We start from the raw sequence: 21285 nt of genomic DNA, 5'->3' as shown, positions 1-21285 counted from the left end.
AAAGAGATTAAAGGAGATTATATGATTAATAAATTAGGATGGAAAATTGGTGGAGAACAAGGTGAAGGTATTGAAAGTACAGCCGAAATATTCTCTACTGTAGTAAATACACTTGGATACCACATGTATTCTACAAGAGACTTTGCGAGTAGAATTAAAGGTGGTCACAGTAACAGTAAAATTTGTATTTCAGAAGAAAAAATAAATGTAATTGATTATAAGACAGATATTCTTATAGCATTCGACCAAGCTACACTGGATAGCTATATTCCAGAATTAGATGAAAATAGTATTATCATTGCGGATGCTAAAATTAAACCGGAAATTTCAGAAGAAATTAAAGGTTTAGTTGCGGTATTCCCAATTACAGAATTAGCTAAAGAAATTGCTAATCCTATTATTAAAAACATAATTACACTTGGAATTTGTTCTTCATTATTAGATATAGATTCAAAACTATTCTACGATATGATTGAAACAAAATTTTCTAGTAAAGGTGAAGAAGTAGTAAATATTAATATCCAAGCCTTTGATAAAGGTCGTGAAATCATGACTGAGTTCATGGATGAAAATGGTATTAAAGATAAGTATTATCTTAAAAAATTAAATCCAACTCATAGAAATATGTGGTTAATCGGTAACCATGCAGCTGGTCTTGGTGCTTTAGCAGCGGGATGTAGAATGTATGCTGGATATCCTATTACACCAGCTACAGAAATCATGGAATATTTATTTGATAAGCTTCCGTTAGTAAATGGAGCATATATTCAAACTGAAGATGAAATTGCGGCATTAGGTGTTGCTATTGGAGCTAACTTCGCGGGAGTACGTGCTATGACAGCCACATCTGGGCCTGGTATTTCACTTATGACTGAGTTCTTAGGAATGGCTGCAATGGCAGAACAACCAGTTGTTATTGTAGATGTTCAAAGGGGTGGTCCTTCTTCAGGGCTTCCAACAAAAACAGAACAATCTGATATTTTCCACGCTGTCTACGGTGGAACTGGAGATGCGTCTCGTATCGTACTAGCTCCAACATCTGTAGAAGATTGTTTCTACACTATGATAGATGCATTTAATATGGCAGAAAAATATCAAACACCAGTTATTGTTTTAATGGATCTACAATTAGGTATGAACAAAGAAACAGTTCCTAACTTTGACTTTAGTAAAGTTCAAATCGATCGTGGTAACTTATTAAAACAAGAAGAAATTACAGAAGAAGATATTATCTACTTCAAACGTTATGCAACTGATGTGTTAGTTTCAAATAGAACTATCCCTGGTCAAAAAGGTGGGATTCATAATGCGAACAGTTATGAACACTCAGTAGTTGGATTACCTTCAGAGGTGAAACGTAATACAAAACGTCAAAAAGAAAAACGTGCTAACAAGATTGAATCAGCTTTAGTTGAAAGACCATTTGTATTAAATGAATACAATGATGAAAAAGATATCTTATTAGTTGGTGTTAACTCAACTTATGGAGTACTGAATAAAGCTGCTAAACAACTAAAAGAACAAGGATTAAAAATTGATACAATGCATATTCGTCAAATTTATCCAGTTGCTCAAGCTGTTCGTGATACATTTGATAAATATAGAAAAATATATATTGTTGAACATAACCATAATAAACAATTACGTACGGTAATTGCTAGTAAGTACCATAATTCAGAAAAAATTAGTAGTTTACTAAAATATGATGGAGATATTTACTATACTCATCAACTTGTTGAACAATTACTAGAGGAGGAGAAATAGTTTGAAAGTAACATTAAAAGATTATAAAAATGATGTTAAGCCCGATTGGTGTGCCGGTTGTGGAGACTTCTCGGTACTTGCGGGTATAAATAGAGCTGTTGTTAACTTAGGGATTAAACCAGAGAACGTTGTAATCTCTGCTGGAATTGGATGTTCTGGTAAAATTAGTGGATACACAAAAGCGTATGGTGTACAAGGATTACACGGACGTTCATTACCAATTGCACAAGGTATTAAATTGGCGAACCAAGATTTAACAGTTTTTGCAATGGGTGGAGATGGTGATGGATATGCCATCGGTATAGGTCATGCTGTTCACGCTATGAAACGTAATGTTAATATGACTTACGTAGTAATGGATAACCAACTTTACGCCTTAACTAAAGGGCAAATGTCTCCTAAGTCTGATGAAGGTTTAGTAACGACTACAACTTTAGAAGGGGTAATGGAAAAACCATTATCAGCGATGAAAATTGCATTATCTTGTGAAGTAACATTCCTAGCACAAGCCTTTACTGGTGATATGAAAGAGATGATGCAGATTTTCGAAGAAGCTGTTAATCACGATGGCTTCTCACTAGTTAACGTATTTAGTCCATGTAAAACTTATAACTACAAAAATACACCGGCTTGGTATAAGGAAAACTTAACTAAACTTTCTGATATCGAAGGTTATGACAATACTAATAAATTAGAAGCGTACAGAGTATTAGAAGAGTACAATGACCTTGTAACAGGGGTAATTTATAAAAATGATAAAAAACCTCATTACGAAGATACTTTACGTAATTATAAACGAGATGAACCAATTGCTCATCAGAATTTAGAATTTAGTGAGGAATTATTTAACTCGTTATGTGATGAGTTCAGATAAGAGGTAAAATATGAAATTTAGAAAAATACTAGTTCCATTAGCAGCAGCTTATGCTGGATATCGTATTTATCAAAAAACAGAGGAACAAGAGTTAGATAATGATCATATAGATAGATGTAGAAATAAACTAATCGCATTAGGTTATGATGTAATTGATAGTTATACATTGAATCTAAAAGAAAATTCATATTTAATGTTTTATTTTGATAACGAAAATATCAAGTACGAAGTTCGATATGATAAAGAAACGGAAATAATAGAGTATATAAAAGAGGTATAAGAAAATGAGTAAATCAATAGAAAGATTCAGAGAATTAACAATGTTAGACGGGACATCAGGATTTGAAAGTGAAATTTCAAAATATTTAGAAGAAAATCTATCTAAATATGCTGATGAGATTAAGTATGATAATCTTGGTGGAATCTATGCTATTAAGAAATCAAAAAAAGAAGATGCCAAAACTGTTATGATTTCAGCGCATATGGATGAAGTTGGGTTCATTGTGACTAAGGTATTGCCAAATGGTATGCTTAAGTTTGAAACGCTTGGTGGTTTTAGAGAAGATGTTCTTTTAGCTCAAACATATACAGTAACTTCATATGAAGGAAAAAAATTCACAGGTGTAATTGGATCTATTCCTAAACACTTTACTGCAGGTGTAGCACAAAATGTAAAAATTAGTGATATGACTATTGATGTTGGTGCTGCATCAAGAGAAGAAGCGTTAGCGATGGGAATTCGTGAAGGTGCTTTTGTTACTCCAAAAACAACTTTTGAACAACTTACTGAACACAGATTTATGAGTAAGGCTGTAGATAATCGTTATGGATGTGTAATTATTACAGAAATCTTAGAAGAATTTGCAGAAAAAGAGTTAGATTTTAATTTAGTAGTATGTGCTACTGTTCAAGAAGAAGTAGGTCTACGTGGTGCAACTATTGCTGCTAATATGATTAAACCAGATGTATGTTTTGTTGTAGACTGTAGTCCAGCAAACGATATGGACGGTAAAGAAACTAGTAATGGTCGTTTAGGACAAGGCTTCTTAGTGAGATTAGTAGATAGAACTATGGTTCTTCGTGCAAATATGAGAGAAAAAATCGTAGCTCTTGCAGAAGAAAATGGAATTAAATATCAATACTTCACTTCACCAGGTGGAACAGATGCTGGTAATATTCACCAAGCTTTAAACGGAGTTCCAACTACTGTAATTGGGATTTGTGCTCGTTATATTCATACTCATAATGCGGTATTTGATATTCGTGATTATTATGCTGCTAAAGCAATATTAGGGAAACTAATTGAGACTATCGATGATAAATTCATTGAAGATGTAAGAAAATAAAAAAATGTGGATAGAAATTTTTTTCTATCCATATTTTTTTATCTTTTTCTTTTACTTCGACGAAATTGTTGAGGTTCTTCCTCATAATATCTATTGTTGTTATTCTCGTATACAGGTTCTAAAGGATCATAATCTTCTTCATATTGAACCGTATCATAATCTTCTTCGTAGTTATCATAGTAGTATTCATCTTCCATATATTCTTCTTGTATTGTCGCATGAATTTTTACTATTATTCCGAATAGAATACTATTTGCAATAAGTGAACTTCCACCGTAACTAATAAACGGCATACTAATACCGATAACTGGAATAATGCTTAGTGTTGAGAATATATTGATGAAAAATGAGAAACAAAAACTACAAATACTAAGAAGAATAAAGTAATAACTATAGTTACCTTGTTCGCATTTTTTCACTATGTTAAATAATCTTAGAATAAAGATGAAGAAGATAAATAAGAATATTGCTGCACCTATAAATCCAAAGTTCTTTGCGATTATAGAGAAAATAAAATCATTAAATTGTTCATCTATATAGTTTTTATTTTTAACGAATGTACCAGTTAAACCACCTAATTTCACCTCATTAAGAACTTGAGTAATCTGGTAAGAATAATCTAATTTATATGCTTCAGGATTTAGCCATGATAGAATACGATTTAGCTGATAAGATTTTAAACCAACTAAGCTAAGTAACCTCGGGAAGTATAAAGCAGCTAGAATAATGATTGCTAATCCAGCAATAACTACTGAATAAATCCTAAAAAGTGTTTTACCTTTGTTGCAAACTAAGAATACTAAACCTAGAAATAAAAAGATGAAAAACAATCCATTTCCTAAGTCATTTTCTTTAGCAACTAGAATAAATGGTATAGAGATTACTAAGGCTAACTTTAAGAGTTTAATTGTATCAGTATTGTCTTTAAAACTCTTTTCTTTAATAAGCATACTAACCATTGCTACAGTAGCTATTTTACCAAATTCTGAAGGTTGTAAGGTAAATATTCTAAAGTTATACCAACTACGAGCACCATTAACAATTGGGGCAAGAGTAGGTGGAACTAAAAATATTCCAACTAAAAGAACCAAAGCAAATAAATAAAATGCTATTGAAAATTTTTCGATATAAGTTATTGGTATCTTTTGCAATAGATATATTATTCCAAAACCAACAGCGTAAAAAACAAATTGTTTTAGAAATAGTGTTGGTGTTTTATTGTTGTTATATTCAGCTAATAGTATAAATAGTAAACTAGAAAAGCTAAATATAAAATAAAATATCAATATTGATAAATTTGTTTTATTTTTTATGAAATTTAACATAAGTCAACTCCTTTGATGTAATTATACAATGAAACTACTTATCTTAAAAATAAATAGTTTATATGTATATTTACTGTTTATCAAAAATATTGCATTCTAAATTTATTTATGTTAGAATGAAAGTATAAAAGAGAGAGCCGTTTGCACTGACTTTACTAATAATTTCTTAACTCACTACGTTCGTAGAAATTATAGTAGTCGTAGTATAAATTATTCGTAATATTTTTCTTCAGTCCTTGACTTTGAAAAATAAACGACTAACTTAAAAGACGGTAGCTCAGGTTAAATTTAGTTAAAAATAACCATCAACGTGCTAAAGTTAAAGATGGTTATTTTTTATTGTCTTTTTTTAATGCTGAGATACATACTCCAACTATTGTAACAATCAATAGATTTATTCCGATAATCGTCTGTATGATTTCGTAAGCTGACAATTTGCTACTCCTTTCTTCAAGATTTCGATACTTATGAGCATAAGCATCAACCCCTTTCATATTGAAGTAGCTACCATCCTTATTAGAAGATATTACATCCCTTAACTTCTCTCTCCAACTTGATTATATCAAATAAAAATTTAATAATCAATTGACAGAAGAGTTACTACAGTATGGGAATATAAAAAATTTAATAGTGTATTCAAATTTTAAAGATAATATGATAAAATGTACTTGTTATAGAGTATTACTAGGAGGAAAAAGTATGTTAAGTAAAAATACGTTAATTTTCATGCTGTGTGAGTCTATAAGTGTTGCTCAATTATTATGGATAATGTATGCCGTATAAATTAATCTTTTGATAAAGTAAAAGGAAAATTTTATGGGAAAGTTAATCTGGTAATAAAATTATTGCATTCTTATTTCACATATGCTAGAATATAAATATAAAGGAGAGAGCCGTTGTAAAGACGGTGGCTCTGATTAATTGATTATAGACATAACCATCTAACCGGCCAAAGTTTAAGATGGTTATTTTTTATTGTCTTTTTTTAATGCTGAGATACATACGCCAACTATTGTAACAATCAATAGATTTATTCCGATAATCGTCTGTATGATTTCGTATGCTGACAATTTGCTACTCCTTTTTTCAAGATTTCGATACTTATGAGCATAAGCATCAGCTCCTTTCATATTGAAGTAGCCACCATCTTTAATGAGTGTTTTTACACCTTTTAACTTCTCTCTCCAACTCGATTATATCAAATAAAAATTTAATAATCAATTATCAAAAGATTAATTTTAGGAATAGTGAGAAAATTGTAATTTATTTTCATAGCCTATTTTTAGCTTTTATGTGTTTTACCACATGTCACACTACTAAAAAATAACGATTTATGCTAAAATTATATATGTTATAAATACATGGAAGAAATAAAGAGAAAGGAACTTTTGAGATGAAATATACTCCAATGATAGAACAATATCTGAAGATAAAGAAAGATTATCAAGATGCGTTTGTATTTTACCGTCTTGGTGATTTTTATGAGATGTTCTTTGAAGATGCAACTAGAGCGTCAAAAATATTAGAAATAACCTTAACTGCTCGGGATGGAGGAGCTGAAAAAATTCCTATGTGTGGAGTCCCATTTCATTCATCGGCTACTTACATAGATACTTTAGTAAATAATGGATACAAAGTAGCTATATGCGAACAAGTTTCTGAACCTGGTCAAGGGAAAATCGTAGAGCGTAAGGTAGTTCAGGTAATCACACCAGGGACTTATATGAACTACAAAAACTATGATGAGAATAACTATCTAGGTAGTGCATATGTAAAGGATAATAATATCTACTTCGCATTTTGTGATATTATGACTGGTGATAGCCGTTGTACTGTACTAAAAACTATGGCTGACCTACAAGACGAAGTACTAAAAAATAATATTAAAGAAGTAATTAGCATAAAAGATCAAGAGTTGGATATTAGTGCTTATATTACTGAAGTTGAATTAAATAATGATATTACTAAGGAAAAAACAAGTAATATTATTGACACCAATCTACGTGTAGCATGTGATGTTCTTTTAGATTATATTGAAAAAACTCAAAATAAAGATATTTCAAGCCTTAAAGATTTTGAAGTATATTTCAAAGATAAGTTTGTTTATATGACTAACTATTCGTTAAAAAACTTAGAAGTTACTCAGAACATGGCTAATGGTGGTAAGAAAGGTTCTCTTCTTAGTATTGTAGATAAAACTTCAACAGCTGCGGGATCAAGAAAACTAAAAAAATGGTTAGAAAATCCATTGTTAGATCTTAAAGAAATTAAAAAACGTCAGGAAATCGTAGAAGATTTTACAAAACATTATTTCGAAAAAGCTGATGTTAAAACTAGTTTGAAAGAAGTATATGACCTTGAGAGGATTTCTACAAAAGTTACTTATAATATTGTAAGTCCTAAGGAATTATTGAATCTAAAGAAAACATTGGCTCAAATACCAGAAATTAAGAAATTATTATTAGGATTTGAATCTAATAAATTAAAAGATATCGCAGAGAATATCGATGAATTAACAGATTTATACGATTATCTTGAAGCAACAATCCATGAAGAAGCCGGTCAGACTGTTAAAGAAGGTAATGTAATTAAATTAGGCTTTAATGAAGAATTAGATAGTTATAAAAATGCTAGTAAAAACGGAAATAGAATTTTACTAGAAATCGAAGAACGTGAAAAAGAGAGAACCGGGGTTAAAAATCTAAAAGTTGGATACAATAAGATTTTCGGTTACTTTATCGAAGTATCTAAAGTAGGGCTTAAGACTATAGATCCAACAGAACTAGGTTATCATAGGAAACAAACTCTTTCTAACTGTGAGAGATTTGTATCTGAAGAACTGAAAAAAGTTGAAGAACATATCGTAAATTCTAAGACTAAAATTGAAGAGTTAGAATTACAATTATTCCAAGAAGTTAAGACGAAGATTCATAATTATATCGTAAGATTGCAAAGAGTTGCGAATACTTTAAGTGATATTGATGTGTTCGTTTCATTATCTGATGTAGCGGAAGAATATGGTTATGTAAAACCTGAATTTAATGATAATAATATTATTGATATTGTTGATGGTCGTCACCCGATTGTCGAAAGAAATGTGAGCGCTGATAGTTATATTAGTAATGATTGTAAAGTAGATAAAGATAATAATATCTTGCTTATTACAGGGCCTAATATGTCTGGTAAATCTACTTATATGAGACAACTTGCTCTTATTGTGATTCTTGCACAAATTGGGTCATTTGTTCCAGCGACTTCTGCGAATTTACCGATTTTCGATAAAATATTTACGAGAATAGGTGCGAGTGATGATCTTGCTGGAGGGAAATCGACGTTTATGGTTGAGATGATTGAGGCGAAGAATGCTTTAGTCGAATCTACTGCAAATTCATTATTAATTTTTGATGAAATTGGTCGTGGAACATCGACTTATGACGGTATTGCCTTAGCTCAATCAATATTAGAATATATTAATAATACTATTAAATGTAAAACATTATTCTCAACTCACTATCATGAGCTTACAAAGTTAGAAAATATTACCCAGGGAATAAAGAATATCCATGTTTCTGCAAAAGAAGATCATGGAAAACTAATTTTCTTATATAAAATTAATGAAGGACCTATCGAGAAGAGTTATGGTATTCATGTTGCTCAACTTGCCCATCTACCAGAAGACGTTATCGTAGGTGCTAATAAAATCTTAAGAGAATTAGAAAGTGGAAGCAAAGGTAGTGAGGACCTTGTTGATAATGCTAGATATAACAAAGTATTATTAAGTGATGTTTCATCACAAGAATCTGAAGAAAAATTAAGAGAAAAAATACGTCAGGAACTAGAAAAAGAATATAGTAGCAGGGTAGTTAAAGAAGATGTTATAAAAGTAGATGAAGAGTCTCTAAGATTACAGCTTCGTTCTGAATTAGAAAAAGAACTTAAAGAAGAGTTAGAGAGAACTATTAGAAAACAACTAAAAGCTGAAGAGAAATCGAAGAAAAATTATGCGAAATTACAATTGGATTTTGATGGTGATAATGAGAAGTTTGATGAAATCAAAAAGCAATTAGAAGCTGTGAACTTCTTAGAAACAACTCCAATGCAGGCGTTCAATCTTCTTTATGAATTACAGAGAAAAATAAGTGAGGATGTGAAATAAATTAAATGGGAAAAATAAATATATTATCTGCAGAATTATCAAATAAAATAGCGGCGGGAGAAGTAGTTGAAAGACCTTCTTCTGTTGTTAAAGAGCTTGTAGAAAACTCTATCGATGCAGGAAGTACTAATATTAAAGTTATAATTAAAGAATTTGGTATTCAACAAATTAGAATTATTGATAATGGTAGTGGTATTTCTAATGATGATTTAGCACGTGCTTTTTTACGCCATGCAACGAGTAAAATAAGTGCTGATTATGACTTATTCCATATAGAAACACTTGGGTTTAGAGGTGAGGCACTAGCGAGTATTTCATCTGTGAGTAAAGTAACGATAAAAAGTTGTGCAGGAGAAGCACAAGGGAAGATGCTAGTTCTTGAAGGTGGGAAAATAGTTTCAGAAGAATATTACGCTCCTATTAAGGGAACTGATTTAAGTGTAGAAAATTTATTCTACAATACACCAGCAAGGTTGAAATATCTGCGTAATCCTCATACAGAACAAGCTAACATCACTAATATTATTCATAAGTTTGCCCTATCTTATCCTAATGTAGCTTTCGAATTGCATGTAGATGGGAAGATTAGCTTTAAAACATATGGTGATGGTGATGTTCATAAGATTTTATCTAAAATCTATAATATGGGTGTCGCTAGAAACATGATTGAATTCAGTGGGAGTAACGACGATTACAAAGTATTCGGTTATATCTCTGTACCAGAAGAAACGAGAGCTAGTAAGAATTATATAAATATTTTTATCAATGGGCGTTATATTAAAAATTATGGAATTCAAAATGCTATAATCGATGCTTACGGAACGCTTTTAATGATAAATAGGTATCCATTATGTGTTATTAATATAGAAATGGACCCGATTTTATTAGATGTTAATGTGCATCCAACTAAGCAAGAAGTGAGATTATCGAAAGAAGCGGAGTTAATACGCTTAATCAAAGAAGTTATCGCTGAAAGATTAAGTAATTATACGTATATTCCACAAGGAATGAATAATGTTCTTACAAAAAAAGAAAAAGCAAAAATAGAAAAAATAAATTTTTTAGATGAACTTGATAATAAGTTTGGGGATGTTGAAGATGAGAGTATTTTCTCACGAGAGCAAAGAGGAGTTTCGGACAGTGTTCAAGATGAGAATAGTTTCTTTGAAGAATCGAAGGGACTAGGGATAAAAATAGAAGATGACAGTAGTATTTCTGATAACCAAGAAGAATCAACAAATTATATTGTTCAAGAAAATGAGTTTCTTTTTGGTGGAGATTTGTTAACTAATTTTGGTGAAGGAAAAACACCGGTACAAAGTAAAGAAAACACGTTTAATCAAAGAAGTAAAACTCAGAGAATTAAGAGTGATTTACCGGATTTAAGTTATAGTTCACATCCTCGTGATAATAGAAATAAGTTTAGTGATAAACCAACAAAAAAAGAGATAGAAAATTTCATGAATTTCTCTAAAAAAGAAGATAAGTCGAGTTATGATAATCGTGCAGGAGAAGTAGTTTCTAATGTAGTTAAAGATGATAGTCACTTTAATGAAATTAAAGATGCGAAAATTGTTCAAGATGATGATACAAAAGTTAGAACTCTACCAGACTTAAAAGTATTAGCACAAATCTTTAAAACATATATCTTATCAGAAGCGGATAATAAGTTATTTCTAATAGATCAGCACGCTGCTGCGGAAAGATACAATTATGAGAAACTGCAACGTGAATTTATAGAAAGAAAGAATTATAAAAAACAGATGTTAATACCACTTATGTTTGATTTTTCTGTAGATGAAGCTGCTGAGGTTCGTAATAATTTAGAAAAATTTGAGGAACTTGGTATTGTTTTCGAGGAATTTGGAGATAATTCTTATGTTGTTCGAGAATTTCCTGGTTGGATAGAAGAAGACGAAGAACAAATGATAAAAATTATTGTCGAGAAAGTTCTAAGAAATAACAATATAACTTTCAACGAATTAAGAAATGATGCAATTGCTATGGCAAGTTGTAAAATGTCTATAAAAGCGAATCAAGTTCTTACAGATGTCGAGATGAATAAAGTAATAAGTGATCTTTATGAATGTAAGAATCCATTTACGTGTCCACATGGACGTCCGATAATCACAAAAATGGAGAAAAAAGACTTAGAGAAAATGTTTAAACGCATAGTGTAGGAGGTAAGATGGAAAAAATACCTTTAATAGCGATAGTAGGTCCAACTGCAGTTGGGAAAACAGCATTTAGTATAGAACTTGCAAAAGAGTTCAACTGTGAAATAATTTCTATAGATAGTGTTCAAATTTATAAAAAATTTGATATAGGTTCTGCAAAAGTGAAAAAAGAAGAGATGAATGGGGTAGTTCATCATTTGATAGATGAACTAGAACCTACTGATACTTGTTCGGTCTATGATTTTCAAAAACTTGCACGTAAGAAAATAGAGGAGATAAATGGTCGAGGAAAGATGCCTTTATTAATCGGCGGAACTGGTTTTTATATGAATGCTGTTCTTAATAATTATGAGTTTACTGATTTAGAGGAAAAAACTTATGATATTAATGTTGATATGGCAAGAGAGTACCTAAAAGAAAACTATCCAGATACATATAATGCGATCGACATAGATAATCATCGTCGTGTAATTAATGCGTATAATTATGTGATGAATGAAAAGAAATCTGTAACGACAAACAACAATGGTGATACTGTTCTAGATTGTTACAATCCGTTTTTAATAGTTCTTAATACCGATAGGGAAGTCCTATATAATCGTATAAATAAGCGAGTTGAATTGATGTTTGAAGAAGGGCTTGAACAGGAAGTAAGAGGGATTATTGATGAATATGGTATGGAACTTCAAGCTCTAGGTGCGATAGGATACAAGGAGATGATTCCGTATCTTAAGGGTAATGTTTCTAAAGAAGATACTATTGCAGCTATTTCTCAGAATTCACGCCGTTATGCAAAACGTCAGTTAACATGGTTCAGGAATAAAATGGATGGAACTTGGTATGATACTGCCAATAAGGAACTATTGGCAGATGTAATAAGAGACATCAAAGAGAAATTTAATTTATAATTATATTAGTAATTGTCTAAGGCTTGAAAAGTAAATTTTCAAGCCTTTTTTTAAATTTATAAAAGATAAAATTTATTATATAATAGATTTGATTTTAGTTCTTATAAGATATATTAGAAAATTTTAAAATATTTCAAGAGTATTTCTGATTTAACTAGAGTTTTTGCTAGTTATGTGCTAAACTAGTAATACTAAAGATTCTTAGGAAATAGGAGGAGAAGATGAATTCATTTAAATATCTTAAGCCGAAGTTGTTTAGTGTGATGAAAAATTATACAAAGGAACAATGCTTAAAAGATATAATTGCTGGTTTAATAGTAGCTGTTATAGCATTACCTTTGTCGATTGCTTTGGCGATAGCATCTGGAGTGAATCCGGAACAAGGTCTTTATACTGCGATTATAGCAGGTTTTTTTATTTCGTTTTTAGGTGGGAGTAGGGTTCAGATTGGTGGACCTACGGCTGCTTTTGTCGTTATTATTTATGGGATAATAGCTGAACATGGAATTGCAGGATTAACTGTTGCTACACTTATGGCAGGAGTTATGTTAATTCTAATGGGGTTGTTTCACTTTGGTGACTTAATTAAATTTATTCCGAAAACTATCACCATCGGTTTTACACTAGGGATCGCTATGGGAATAGTAGTTGGTCAGGTGAAAGATTTTCTAGGGTTAAGTATGGGAGCAGTTCCTGCAGAGTTCATTGGAAAATTAGTAGCGTATGGACAAAATATAAAAAGTATTAGCTTTGTTACTTTGGGTATAGGTGTACTTGCTATATTAATCCAAGTATTTTGGCCAAAAGTATCTAAGAAAATACCAGGATCTTTAATTGCAATACTAGTTACAACATTTTTAGTAGCTATTTTTAAATTGCCAGTTAAAACTATTGGTGATCTATATACGATTAAAGCAGGGCTTCCTAGCTTTACAATGCCGTCAATTTCATTTTCTCTAATAAGAGAGATGATTTTACCAGCATTTACTATTGCAATATTAGCAGCTATAGAATCACTGTTATCAGCTGTAGTATCTGATGGTATGACAGGAAGTAAGCATAAATCTAATGCTGAGTTAGTAGCTCAAGGTGTAGGAAACTTTATGTCCGCACTTTTTGGAGGAATACCTGCAACAGGTGCAATTGCGAGAACGGCAGCTAATGTGAAAAATGGTGGGAGAACACCAGTAGCTGGAATGGTACACGCATTTACTTTATTATTAATACTATTATTTTTAATGCCATATGCATCGTATATACCTATGAGTTGTTTAGCGGCAATATTGATAATTGTAGGTTATAATATGAGTGGTTGGCGTATTTGTGTACGTATGGTAAAAACTGCACCGAAGAGTGATATTGCGGTATTAATTATTACTTTCTTATTAACGTTATTCTTCGACTTAGTTATTGCGATAGAGTTTGGTATGGTATTAGCAGCTTTCTTATTCTTAAAACGTATGTCAGATATTGCAGAAGTTCGACAATGGACTTATAAAGGTTCATCTGATGATGATAAGTTATCTGAGGAAGTTGATTTAAAATATGTCCCTGATAATACTATAGTTTATGAAATTTTTGGAGCGTTATTCTTCGGTGCAGCAAATGTGTTTACTAACTTTGAACATGGAGAAGGGAAAAATGTTTTAATTATAAGAATGCGTAATGTTCCAGCTATGGATATTTCGGGATTAGAAGTACTTGAAGAAATATTGGAAACTTGTAAAAAACGTGGTCTAACTTTAATATTATCTCACGTAAATGAACAACCATATCATGTTATGGAAAAAGCAGGATTCGTAGAGAAAATTGGTGCTGAAAATATATGTGAGAATATCGATGCATCTTTAGAAAGAGCGGAGAAGTTAGGTAAATAATAGATTTAAGTAAGTTTTAATTATAGTCTAAAGTTCATATAAGGTATATCAGATATAATATAAATATAACAAAACTTAATAATATTTTTTTTCATAATATATGGCTCATCGAAAGATGGGCCTTTCTCCATTTCAGGAATAGTTTTTAGTTTTTAATCAGTATAATATATTCTTTATCTAAGTATTGTATTTTAAAATAACTTTTCAAAATTTTTCAACTTTAATTTCATTTTAATTATAGTCTAAAGTTCACGTAAGGTAAGTAGGATATAATATAAACATAACAAAACTTAATAATATTTTTTTTCATAATATATGGGACTGATTATTTTATCAGTCCCTTTCTCCATTTTACATGGTATATGTGGGTAATTTTTTGTACAGGCAATGTAATATAATAAACTTAAATGGAGGTGGATATTATGAATTTAGAAATTATTTTTGAAGTATTTTCGATGATATTCTGTATTTTTTACTTGATAGTATTTGGAATATCTAGAGAGATGATAAAAAAAGAGAAAATACTTTTAACAAAGTTATCGGATGAAGAAATAGAGCATTTTAGTACTAAGAAGACAAACACGAAAATATTCTGGATGGTAAATCTAGGGACAGCTATTCTGTGTTGTATCTATCTATGTATCTCAATTATAAATAAAGGACTATTGATAGGAGTCTTTGGAGAAACATTAAATAAAGTAATAAATTCTATTATTATTGTTATTATTTTATTACCATATTTATTGGAACGTATCAATGTTATTCGTCGCTATAACAAGATAAAACAAAGGATAGAGAACAAATAGGCGTTAATATTTTTAAATATGAATTTAATAAATTTTTAAGACAATTGGTAAAATATTTATCGATTGTCTATTTTCATTAAAACTAAATTATTGACAATTGTAAACTATAGAGTTAGAATGAACTCATTAGTATTTAAAAAATTACTAATGAGTTTTTTAAAAAGATAATAGTCAAAAGATTTTACTGATTTGAAATTGCTTTTCATTGTTTATAACAGTGAAGAATAAATGTAAAAACAAAAAACACCTTTGAAGTTTTAAGATGAAGAGCATGTCTATAGTATTGTTACTGATAATAATTGTGACTTTAGGTGGGGAGTGAAAATAAGTGAATAGTCTATTAAAATACTCAAGTATGTTTTCTAGAAAAAAATATGAAAACAACTCATTATATGAGTATTATGCTAGAAAAAATGGTTTGCAAGGTAAATCGCTATTAATATTAACCTGTCTTTATTATACAAAGGATGGGATAACGCAAAATACTATTTGTGAAAAAACGTATTCTACGAAACAAGTAGTTAGTGCAGCAATGAAGACTTTTAAGGAAAAAGGCTATATTTATTTTGGGGAACAAGAAAAAGATAAGCGAGAGAAAATAGTTAGACTTACAGAAAAAGGTTACTTATATGCATCAAAAATTTTGGATCCTCTTAGAGAGGCTGAAGAGAAAGCAATAGGTCAACTTTCAAGTGAACAACAAAAACTATTTATAGAATACTATACAATCTTTAACGATAACATGAAGAAAAGTATTGAGAAACTAGTATTGGAAGGAGAAATATAAAAATGATTAAATATAACAATGTTTCATTATGCTGTTCCACAAATGGTTTAATACTTGATGGATTAAGTTTTGACATACAAGAAGGAGAATTTTTTGTTCTTGTAGGACCGAGTGGAAGTGGAAAAACAACAACTTTAAAGTTAATAAATAGATTGATAGAACAAACTGACGGTGATATTTATTTTGAAGATAAGAGGTTGAAAGATTATGATTTAAGGGAATTAAGACTTAAAACAGGCTATGTTCTTCAACAAATCGCACTATTTCCGAATCTTACGGTTGCAGAAAATATTGCGCTAATTCCAGAAATGAAAAACTTTGATAAGAAAGAAATTAAAGAAAAGACTGAGGATCTACTGAAAAAAGTAGGATTAGATCCAAAACATTATATGAATCGTCTTCCTAAGGAACTTTCTGGAGGAGAAAAACAACGTGTAGGAATACTACGTGCAATTATCGCTAATCCTAAAATTTTACTGATGGATGAACCATTTTCAGCACTAGATCCGCTTAGTAAAGTTCAGTTACAGGATTTAATTAAAACTTTGCACAATGAATATAAAATGACAACAGTTTTTGTAACTCACGATATGGATGAAGCGATGAAACTTGCTGATAGAATTTGTGTTTTAAAAGAAGGTAAAGTAGTTCAAATTGCTACACCAGAAGTATTAAAAGAAAACCCTGCGGATGACTTTGTTCGCGAATTTTTTGCAAGGGGGAATAAATAATGAATTTAGTAAGTACATTTTTAGAAAGAAAAAGTGATTGGATAACTGGTTTATATGAACATCTTCAAATTTCATTATTATCACTTATTATTGCAATTTTTATAGCAGTTCCGTTAGGAATAATTATATCAGGTAATAAGAAGACAAGTGAATGGTTTTTACAAATTACGGGTATCTTCCAAACTATTCCTTCTCTTGCATTACTTGGGTTATTCATTCCATTTATGGGGATTGGTACATTACCAGCAGTCGTTGCATTGGTAATTTATGCAATATTCCCAATACTACAAAGTACGATTACTGGATTATCGGAGATTGATCCATCATTAGAAGAAGCAGCAACAGCCTTTGGTATGACAAAACTAGAGAAGTTGAAAAAATTTAAACTTGCACTTGCTATGCCAATACTTATGAGTGGTGTGAGAACAGCGAGTATTATGATAATTGGTACAGCAACTCTTGCCGCTTTAATAGGAGCAGGAGGATTAGGTTCATTTATTTTATTAGGAATAGATAGAAATAATTCAGCGTTAATTCTAATTGGTGCTATTTCATCTGCAATACTAGCAATTCTATTTGGATTATTAATTAAGTTTTTACAAGATAAAAAACCAAAAACTATTTTAGCATCATTACTTGCGGCTGTAGTAGCTTTAACTATTAGCTTCTTCCCAATTGGAAAAATGTCTAATGATAAACTAATAATAGCTGGTAAAATAGGAGCAGAACCTGAGATATTAATAAATATGTATAAACTTTTAATAGAAGATGAGACAAATATTGATGTTGAAGTTAAACCTAATTTTGGTAAAACAAGCTTCTTATATGAGGCGTTAAAAGGTAAAAGTATTGATATTTATCCAGAATTTACAGGTACAGTTACTACAACATTATTAAAAACACCTCAGACTGTTGCTTCTAATGATCCTGACGAGGTTTATGAAGTTGCTAAAAATAAAATTTTCGAACAAGATAATCTTGTGTACCTAAAACCTACAAAATTCCAGGATACTTATGCTTTAGCTGTAACAGAAGATTTTGCAAATAAAAATAAATTAAATAATATTTCAGATATAAAATTAGTAGAAAATTCTTCAAAAGTTGGATTCTCATTGGAATTCAATGATAGAGAAGATGGTGGTATAGGACTTAAAAATCTTTATCACTTGAATCTTAATGTTAAAACTATGGAAATAGCGTTAAAATATCAAGCTATTTCGAATGGTGATGTAAATATTATCGATGTATTCTCAACGGATAGTAAAATAATAACTAATAAGCTTAAATTATTAAATGACGATAGACATTTATTCCCACCATATCAAGGGGCACCGTTATTAAGAGAAGAGACATTGAAAAAACATCCTGAACTTGAAAAAATCTTAAATAAACTTGCTGGAAAAATAACAGAAAAAGAAATGACTGAAATGAACTATAAAGTAGATATTGAAGGTAAACCTGCTTATGATGTAGCAAAAGAATATCTACAAAAAGAAGGATTAATTAAAAAATAACGTAGTATCTTAGTTTAAAATAAAAATTCTCAAGCCTTACGGTTTGAGAATTTTTTTCTTTCTAACATTTCTTTTTTATGTGATTTTTGATAAAATTATATTAGTAGATAAACTTAAAAATATAAGAAAATTCTTAAGGTGATGATTCAGGGGTTTTCTTCTGATGTTTAACTCTTTATTTCATGTTGATATGATAAGGTTTTTTTGATGTTTCGTTATAGCGTTGTTTAGAGTTAATATTGAGGTATTGAATTATTTTTTTACCCTCCAAGACTTCATTCTTGATTTTTTTTTTATTTAATTGTATTATAGAATAGTATGCTATTAAGAAAACTTTATTCTTCAAGTGACAATTTTTTTGAAAAAAGTAATTGATATTGTAAATTTTTATCGTGTTAATTACAGTAATAGAAATATATGGTAAGGTAGTAGCTAAATATTAAAAAAATAAGAAAACAAGAGGGAGGCTGACTCAAAAGTCCTAAATTTTAAAAAAAGTGTATATGATAATTCATAGATGCAGTGGTTTATTGATATCTAAATTCGCTTTATGAAAGCTTTTTAGATATCTAATAAACTGTGCGGGGGTGACTCGACAAAATCTTGTTTCTAGAAATCACGATTTTTGAGTCACTCCCATAATAAAAGATATTTATAAGTAATATATAGCAAGAAAGGTAGGTCAAAATGAAAAATGAATCATTAAGAATAGCACTAGCTTATGTCGGTGTGATAGTTGGAGCAGGTTTATCATCTGGGCAGGATATTCTACAATACTTTTTAAGCTTTGGTAGAATTGGATTGATAGGTGTTGTAGTTTTAGGAATCTTGAATATGGTTTTTGGGAAAATTATATTAACATTAGGCTCTTATTATCAAGCTAATAATCACCAAGAAGTTTTTGGAGAAATAACTACACCAATTTTAAATAAAATAATAGACTGGACTTTAATAATTTCTAATTTTGTTATAGGTTTTGTCATGATAGCTGGAGCTGGAGCGAATTTAAAGCAACAATTTGGAATACCGAATTGGGCTGGAGCGCTTCTTTGTGCGGTTATGATAGTAATTGTAGCATTTTTGGATTTTGAGAAGATAACTAGTATTTTAGGGGTTTTCACTCCGATAGTGTTTGTATTGATATTGTTAATAACAGTTTATACATTTGTAGGAAAGAGTTATGATTATGGTATGTTGGATGAAGTTTCTAAGACTATTCCATCTTCGATGCCAAATATTTGGATATCTGTAATTAACTACTTCTCTCTTTGCGTGTTAACTGGTGTGTCTATGGCATTTGTTCTAGGTGGCTCAGTCGTAAGAATAGGTGTTGCTAAAAAGGGTGGAGCTCTTGGTGGTATAATGGTAGGGGTTTTAATTCTGTTCGCAACAGCAACTCTTTTTGCTAATAGTGCCGATATAATAGATGCTGAAATACCGATATTAAAAATTGTAAAGGATATTAATCCGTGGTTGGCTGTTTTTTATGCATTAGTTATTTTTGCTTTAATATTTAATACTGCTTTTAGTTTGTTTTATGCAACAGCGAAACGTTTTTCTTCAAATGATGATAAGAAGTTGAAAATTAATATAATTATAATAGTTGTTGTTGGATATCTATGTAGTTTTGCTGGGTTCAAAGATTTAATTTCTTATGCGTATCCCGCATTAGGATATATGGGTATCGTATTATTATTTGTATTATTTTTATCATGGACAAGAAGTCATCAAGATATAGTGAAGGAAACATTTTTACGTCGTAAAATGATAAGATTAGCAATAAAAAAACATGATGATAATAGAACATTTACTAAAAAAGATCAGGCTATCTTGGATAATTTAAGTAAAGATTCTGTTGTAGAAGGAAAGTCTTTAAAAGCTGATGTAAAGGAATATGCTAAAGAAATCATTGATAGTGAATATGATGTAAAAGAATTTGCGGATAAAGAATTAGAGCTAAGAAAGAAAGATCCTAAATATAAACTTTAAGAACATGAATTCTAGATAGATAAAAATATTTTTATTTATCTAGAATTTTTTGCGTTTAACTTTGCAATTTAGGTTTAGATATAAATTTAGAGTAAATAAAAATGAAATGGTTAACGAAACTGATTTTTTGTACTAGTTAGATTTCGTTAATCTTTTCTTTCTAACATTTTCTTTTTTATGTGATTTTTGATAAAATTAAAGGTAAGAGTTTTTAGCGAGGAATGTAGAAAGTAGGTGTAAATTTGCAAGTTACAAATATAACAAAGCTCAAAGTTAAGTATAAAATAGACTTGGAAAATGGTAAACATTTTTATGTTTCTGAAGATACGATTATTAAATATGGACTTATAAAAAAAATAGATTTATCAAAAGAGCAACTAAAAGAAATTATTGCTCACGAAAGTGTTGAGAGTGCTTATAGTAAGGCAGTACATTATTTACAATTTGGTCTAAGAACTAAGCAGGACATAAGAGAATACCTTCAGAAAAAAGAGATTGCTAATAATGTTATTGATGAAGTAATTGAGAAGTTAATAGAAATTGGTTATCTGAATGATGATCATTATGTAGAAGCTGCTGTAACAGATTATTTTAATCTAAATTTAAAGGGACCATACTGGATACAAAGAAAATTATTAGAAAAAGGCTTAGATAAAGATGTTATAGATGAAAATATTGCCAAGATTTGTACAGAAGAAGCAATGATAGAAATGCTTTATAAAATTATTGAACGTGAGTATAAAGTAAGAAGAGAAACGAAAAACAAAAAAGTTCAAAAAATAACACAAAAACTTTATACAAATGGCTTTACATCTGATATAATAAGAAAGGTGTTTGACATATTTTTCGAAGACTATGAAGATGAAAATGAAGACGAAATATTAGATGAGCATTTTAGAAGGGCTTATCAAAGTTATAGTCGCAGATATGAAGGATATGCACTTAAACAAAAGCTGATTGAAAAGCTAATAAGGGATGGTTTTTCGTATTATACAGCTAAAGACTACGTAGAAAAACAAGATTTGTAAAGG

17 protein-coding genes are annotated in these 21285 nt (G+C 30.1%); 14 read left to right on the top strand and 3 right to left on the bottom strand.

Going from position 1 to position 21285, the window contains the following annotated elements:
- Positions 1 to 21: 21 nt before the first annotated feature.
- The 4 genes from O5Y44_RS04485 to O5Y44_RS04470 are packed head-to-tail and all read left to right on the top strand — an operon-like array spanning position 22 to position 3984.
- Positions 22 to 1764: a 2-oxoacid:acceptor oxidoreductase subunit alpha gene (locus O5Y44_RS04485; RefSeq protein ID WP_271965864.1), complete on the top strand. Its 1743-nt coding sequence runs from the start codon at positions 22 to 24 to the stop codon at positions 1762 to 1764.
- Position 1765: 1 nt separating this feature from the next.
- Positions 1766 to 2638, top strand: a complete 873-nt coding sequence (locus O5Y44_RS04480; protein WP_003147040.1) for a 2-oxoacid:ferredoxin oxidoreductase subunit beta — start codon at positions 1766 to 1768, stop codon at positions 2636 to 2638.
- 10 nt (positions 2639 to 2648) lie between these two features.
- Positions 2649 to 2918, top strand: a complete 270-nt coding sequence (locus O5Y44_RS04475) for a hypothetical protein (protein ID WP_271988122.1) — start codon at positions 2649 to 2651, stop codon at positions 2916 to 2918.
- 4 nt (positions 2919 to 2922) lie between these two features.
- On the top strand, positions 2923 to 3984 hold the full coding sequence (locus O5Y44_RS04470) for a M42 family metallopeptidase (protein ID WP_271965862.1): 1062 nt from the start codon (positions 2923 to 2925) through the stop codon (positions 3982 to 3984).
- A 38-nt stretch (positions 3985 to 4022) separates the two neighbouring features.
- Here O5Y44_RS04470 and O5Y44_RS04465 read toward each other — a convergent pair whose 3' ends face one another.
- From O5Y44_RS04465 to O5Y44_RS04455, 3 genes are all read right to left on the bottom strand, one after another.
- Positions 4023 to 5309: an FtsW/RodA/SpoVE family cell cycle protein gene (locus O5Y44_RS04465; protein ID WP_271988120.1), complete on the bottom strand. Its 1287-nt coding sequence runs from the start codon at positions 5307 to 5309 to the stop codon at positions 4023 to 4025.
- Between the two features lie 329 nt (positions 5310 to 5638).
- Positions 5639 to 5803 (bottom strand): putative holin-like toxin, encoded by a 165-nt coding sequence (locus O5Y44_RS04460; protein ID WP_271987491.1) that lies wholly within the window; start codon positions 5801 to 5803, stop codon positions 5639 to 5641.
- 471 nt (positions 5804 to 6274) lie between these two features.
- Positions 6275 to 6379 (bottom strand): putative holin-like toxin, encoded by a 105-nt coding sequence (locus O5Y44_RS04455; protein WP_271987493.1) that lies wholly within the window; start codon positions 6377 to 6379, stop codon positions 6275 to 6277.
- A gap of 323 nt (positions 6380 to 6702) precedes the next feature.
- On the opposite strand from O5Y44_RS04455, the gene mutS reads away from it, so the two are divergent.
- The 10 genes from mutS to O5Y44_RS04405 all read left to right on the top strand — a co-directional run bounded on the left by mutS (position 6703) and on the right by O5Y44_RS04405 (position 21282).
- Positions 6703 to 9465, top strand: coding sequence for a DNA mismatch repair protein MutS (mutS, locus tag O5Y44_RS04450; protein WP_271987495.1), 2763 nt, complete (start codon positions 6703 to 6705; stop codon positions 9463 to 9465).
- Positions 9466 to 9470: 5 nt separating this feature from the next.
- Positions 9471 to 11645: a DNA mismatch repair endonuclease MutL gene (gene mutL, locus O5Y44_RS04445; RefSeq protein ID WP_271965855.1), complete on the top strand. Its 2175-nt coding sequence runs from the start codon at positions 9471 to 9473 to the stop codon at positions 11643 to 11645.
- 8 nt (positions 11646 to 11653) lie between these two features.
- Positions 11654 to 12550, top strand: coding sequence for a tRNA (adenosine(37)-N6)-dimethylallyltransferase MiaA (gene miaA, locus O5Y44_RS04440; protein ID WP_271965854.1), 897 nt, complete (start codon positions 11654 to 11656; stop codon positions 12548 to 12550).
- Between the two features lie 221 nt (positions 12551 to 12771).
- A complete protein-coding gene (locus O5Y44_RS04435; protein WP_271987496.1) occupies positions 12772 to 14427 on the top strand; it encodes a SulP family inorganic anion transporter in 1656 nt (551 codons plus the stop codon).
- Between the two features lie 422 nt (positions 14428 to 14849).
- Positions 14850 to 15233, top strand: coding sequence for a hypothetical protein (locus tag O5Y44_RS04430; RefSeq protein WP_271965852.1), 384 nt, complete (start codon positions 14850 to 14852; stop codon positions 15231 to 15233).
- Positions 15234 to 15561: 328 nt separating this feature from the next.
- Complete coding sequence (locus tag O5Y44_RS04425) at positions 15562 to 16020, top strand: MarR family winged helix-turn-helix transcriptional regulator (RefSeq protein WP_271987498.1); 459 nt, start codon at positions 15562 to 15564, stop codon at positions 16018 to 16020.
- A gap of 2 nt (positions 16021 to 16022) precedes the next feature.
- The gene (locus O5Y44_RS04420; RefSeq protein ID WP_271987500.1) at positions 16023 to 16751 is read left to right on the top strand and encodes an ATP-binding cassette domain-containing protein; all 729 of its coding nucleotides are present in this window, start codon (positions 16023 to 16025) and stop codon (positions 16749 to 16751) included.
- Positions 16751 to 18265: an ABC transporter permease/substrate-binding protein gene (locus O5Y44_RS04415; protein WP_271987501.1), complete on the top strand. Its 1515-nt coding sequence runs from the start codon at positions 16751 to 16753 to the stop codon at positions 18263 to 18265. The genes O5Y44_RS04420 and O5Y44_RS04415 overlap by 1 nt, the downstream gene beginning before the upstream one ends.
- A gap of 687 nt (positions 18266 to 18952) precedes the next feature.
- Entirely contained in the window at positions 18953 to 20254 is a 1302-nt protein-coding gene (locus O5Y44_RS04410) for a YkvI family membrane protein (RefSeq protein ID WP_371465610.1), read from the top strand.
- A gap of 242 nt (positions 20255 to 20496) precedes the next feature.
- A complete protein-coding gene (locus tag O5Y44_RS04405) occupies positions 20497 to 21282 on the top strand; it encodes a RecX family transcriptional regulator (RefSeq protein WP_271965847.1) in 786 nt (261 codons plus the stop codon).
- Positions 21283 to 21285: the final 3 nt, after the last annotated feature.

Source organism: Gemella sp. 27098_8_155 (genome assembly GCF_041433725.1).
GTDB classification, from domain to species: domain Bacteria; phylum Bacillota; class Bacilli; order Staphylococcales; family Gemellaceae; genus Gemella; species Gemella haemolysans_D.
The sequence above is the reverse complement of the archived record's forward strand: the minus strand, read 5'-3'. Positions and strand labels throughout refer to the sequence as shown.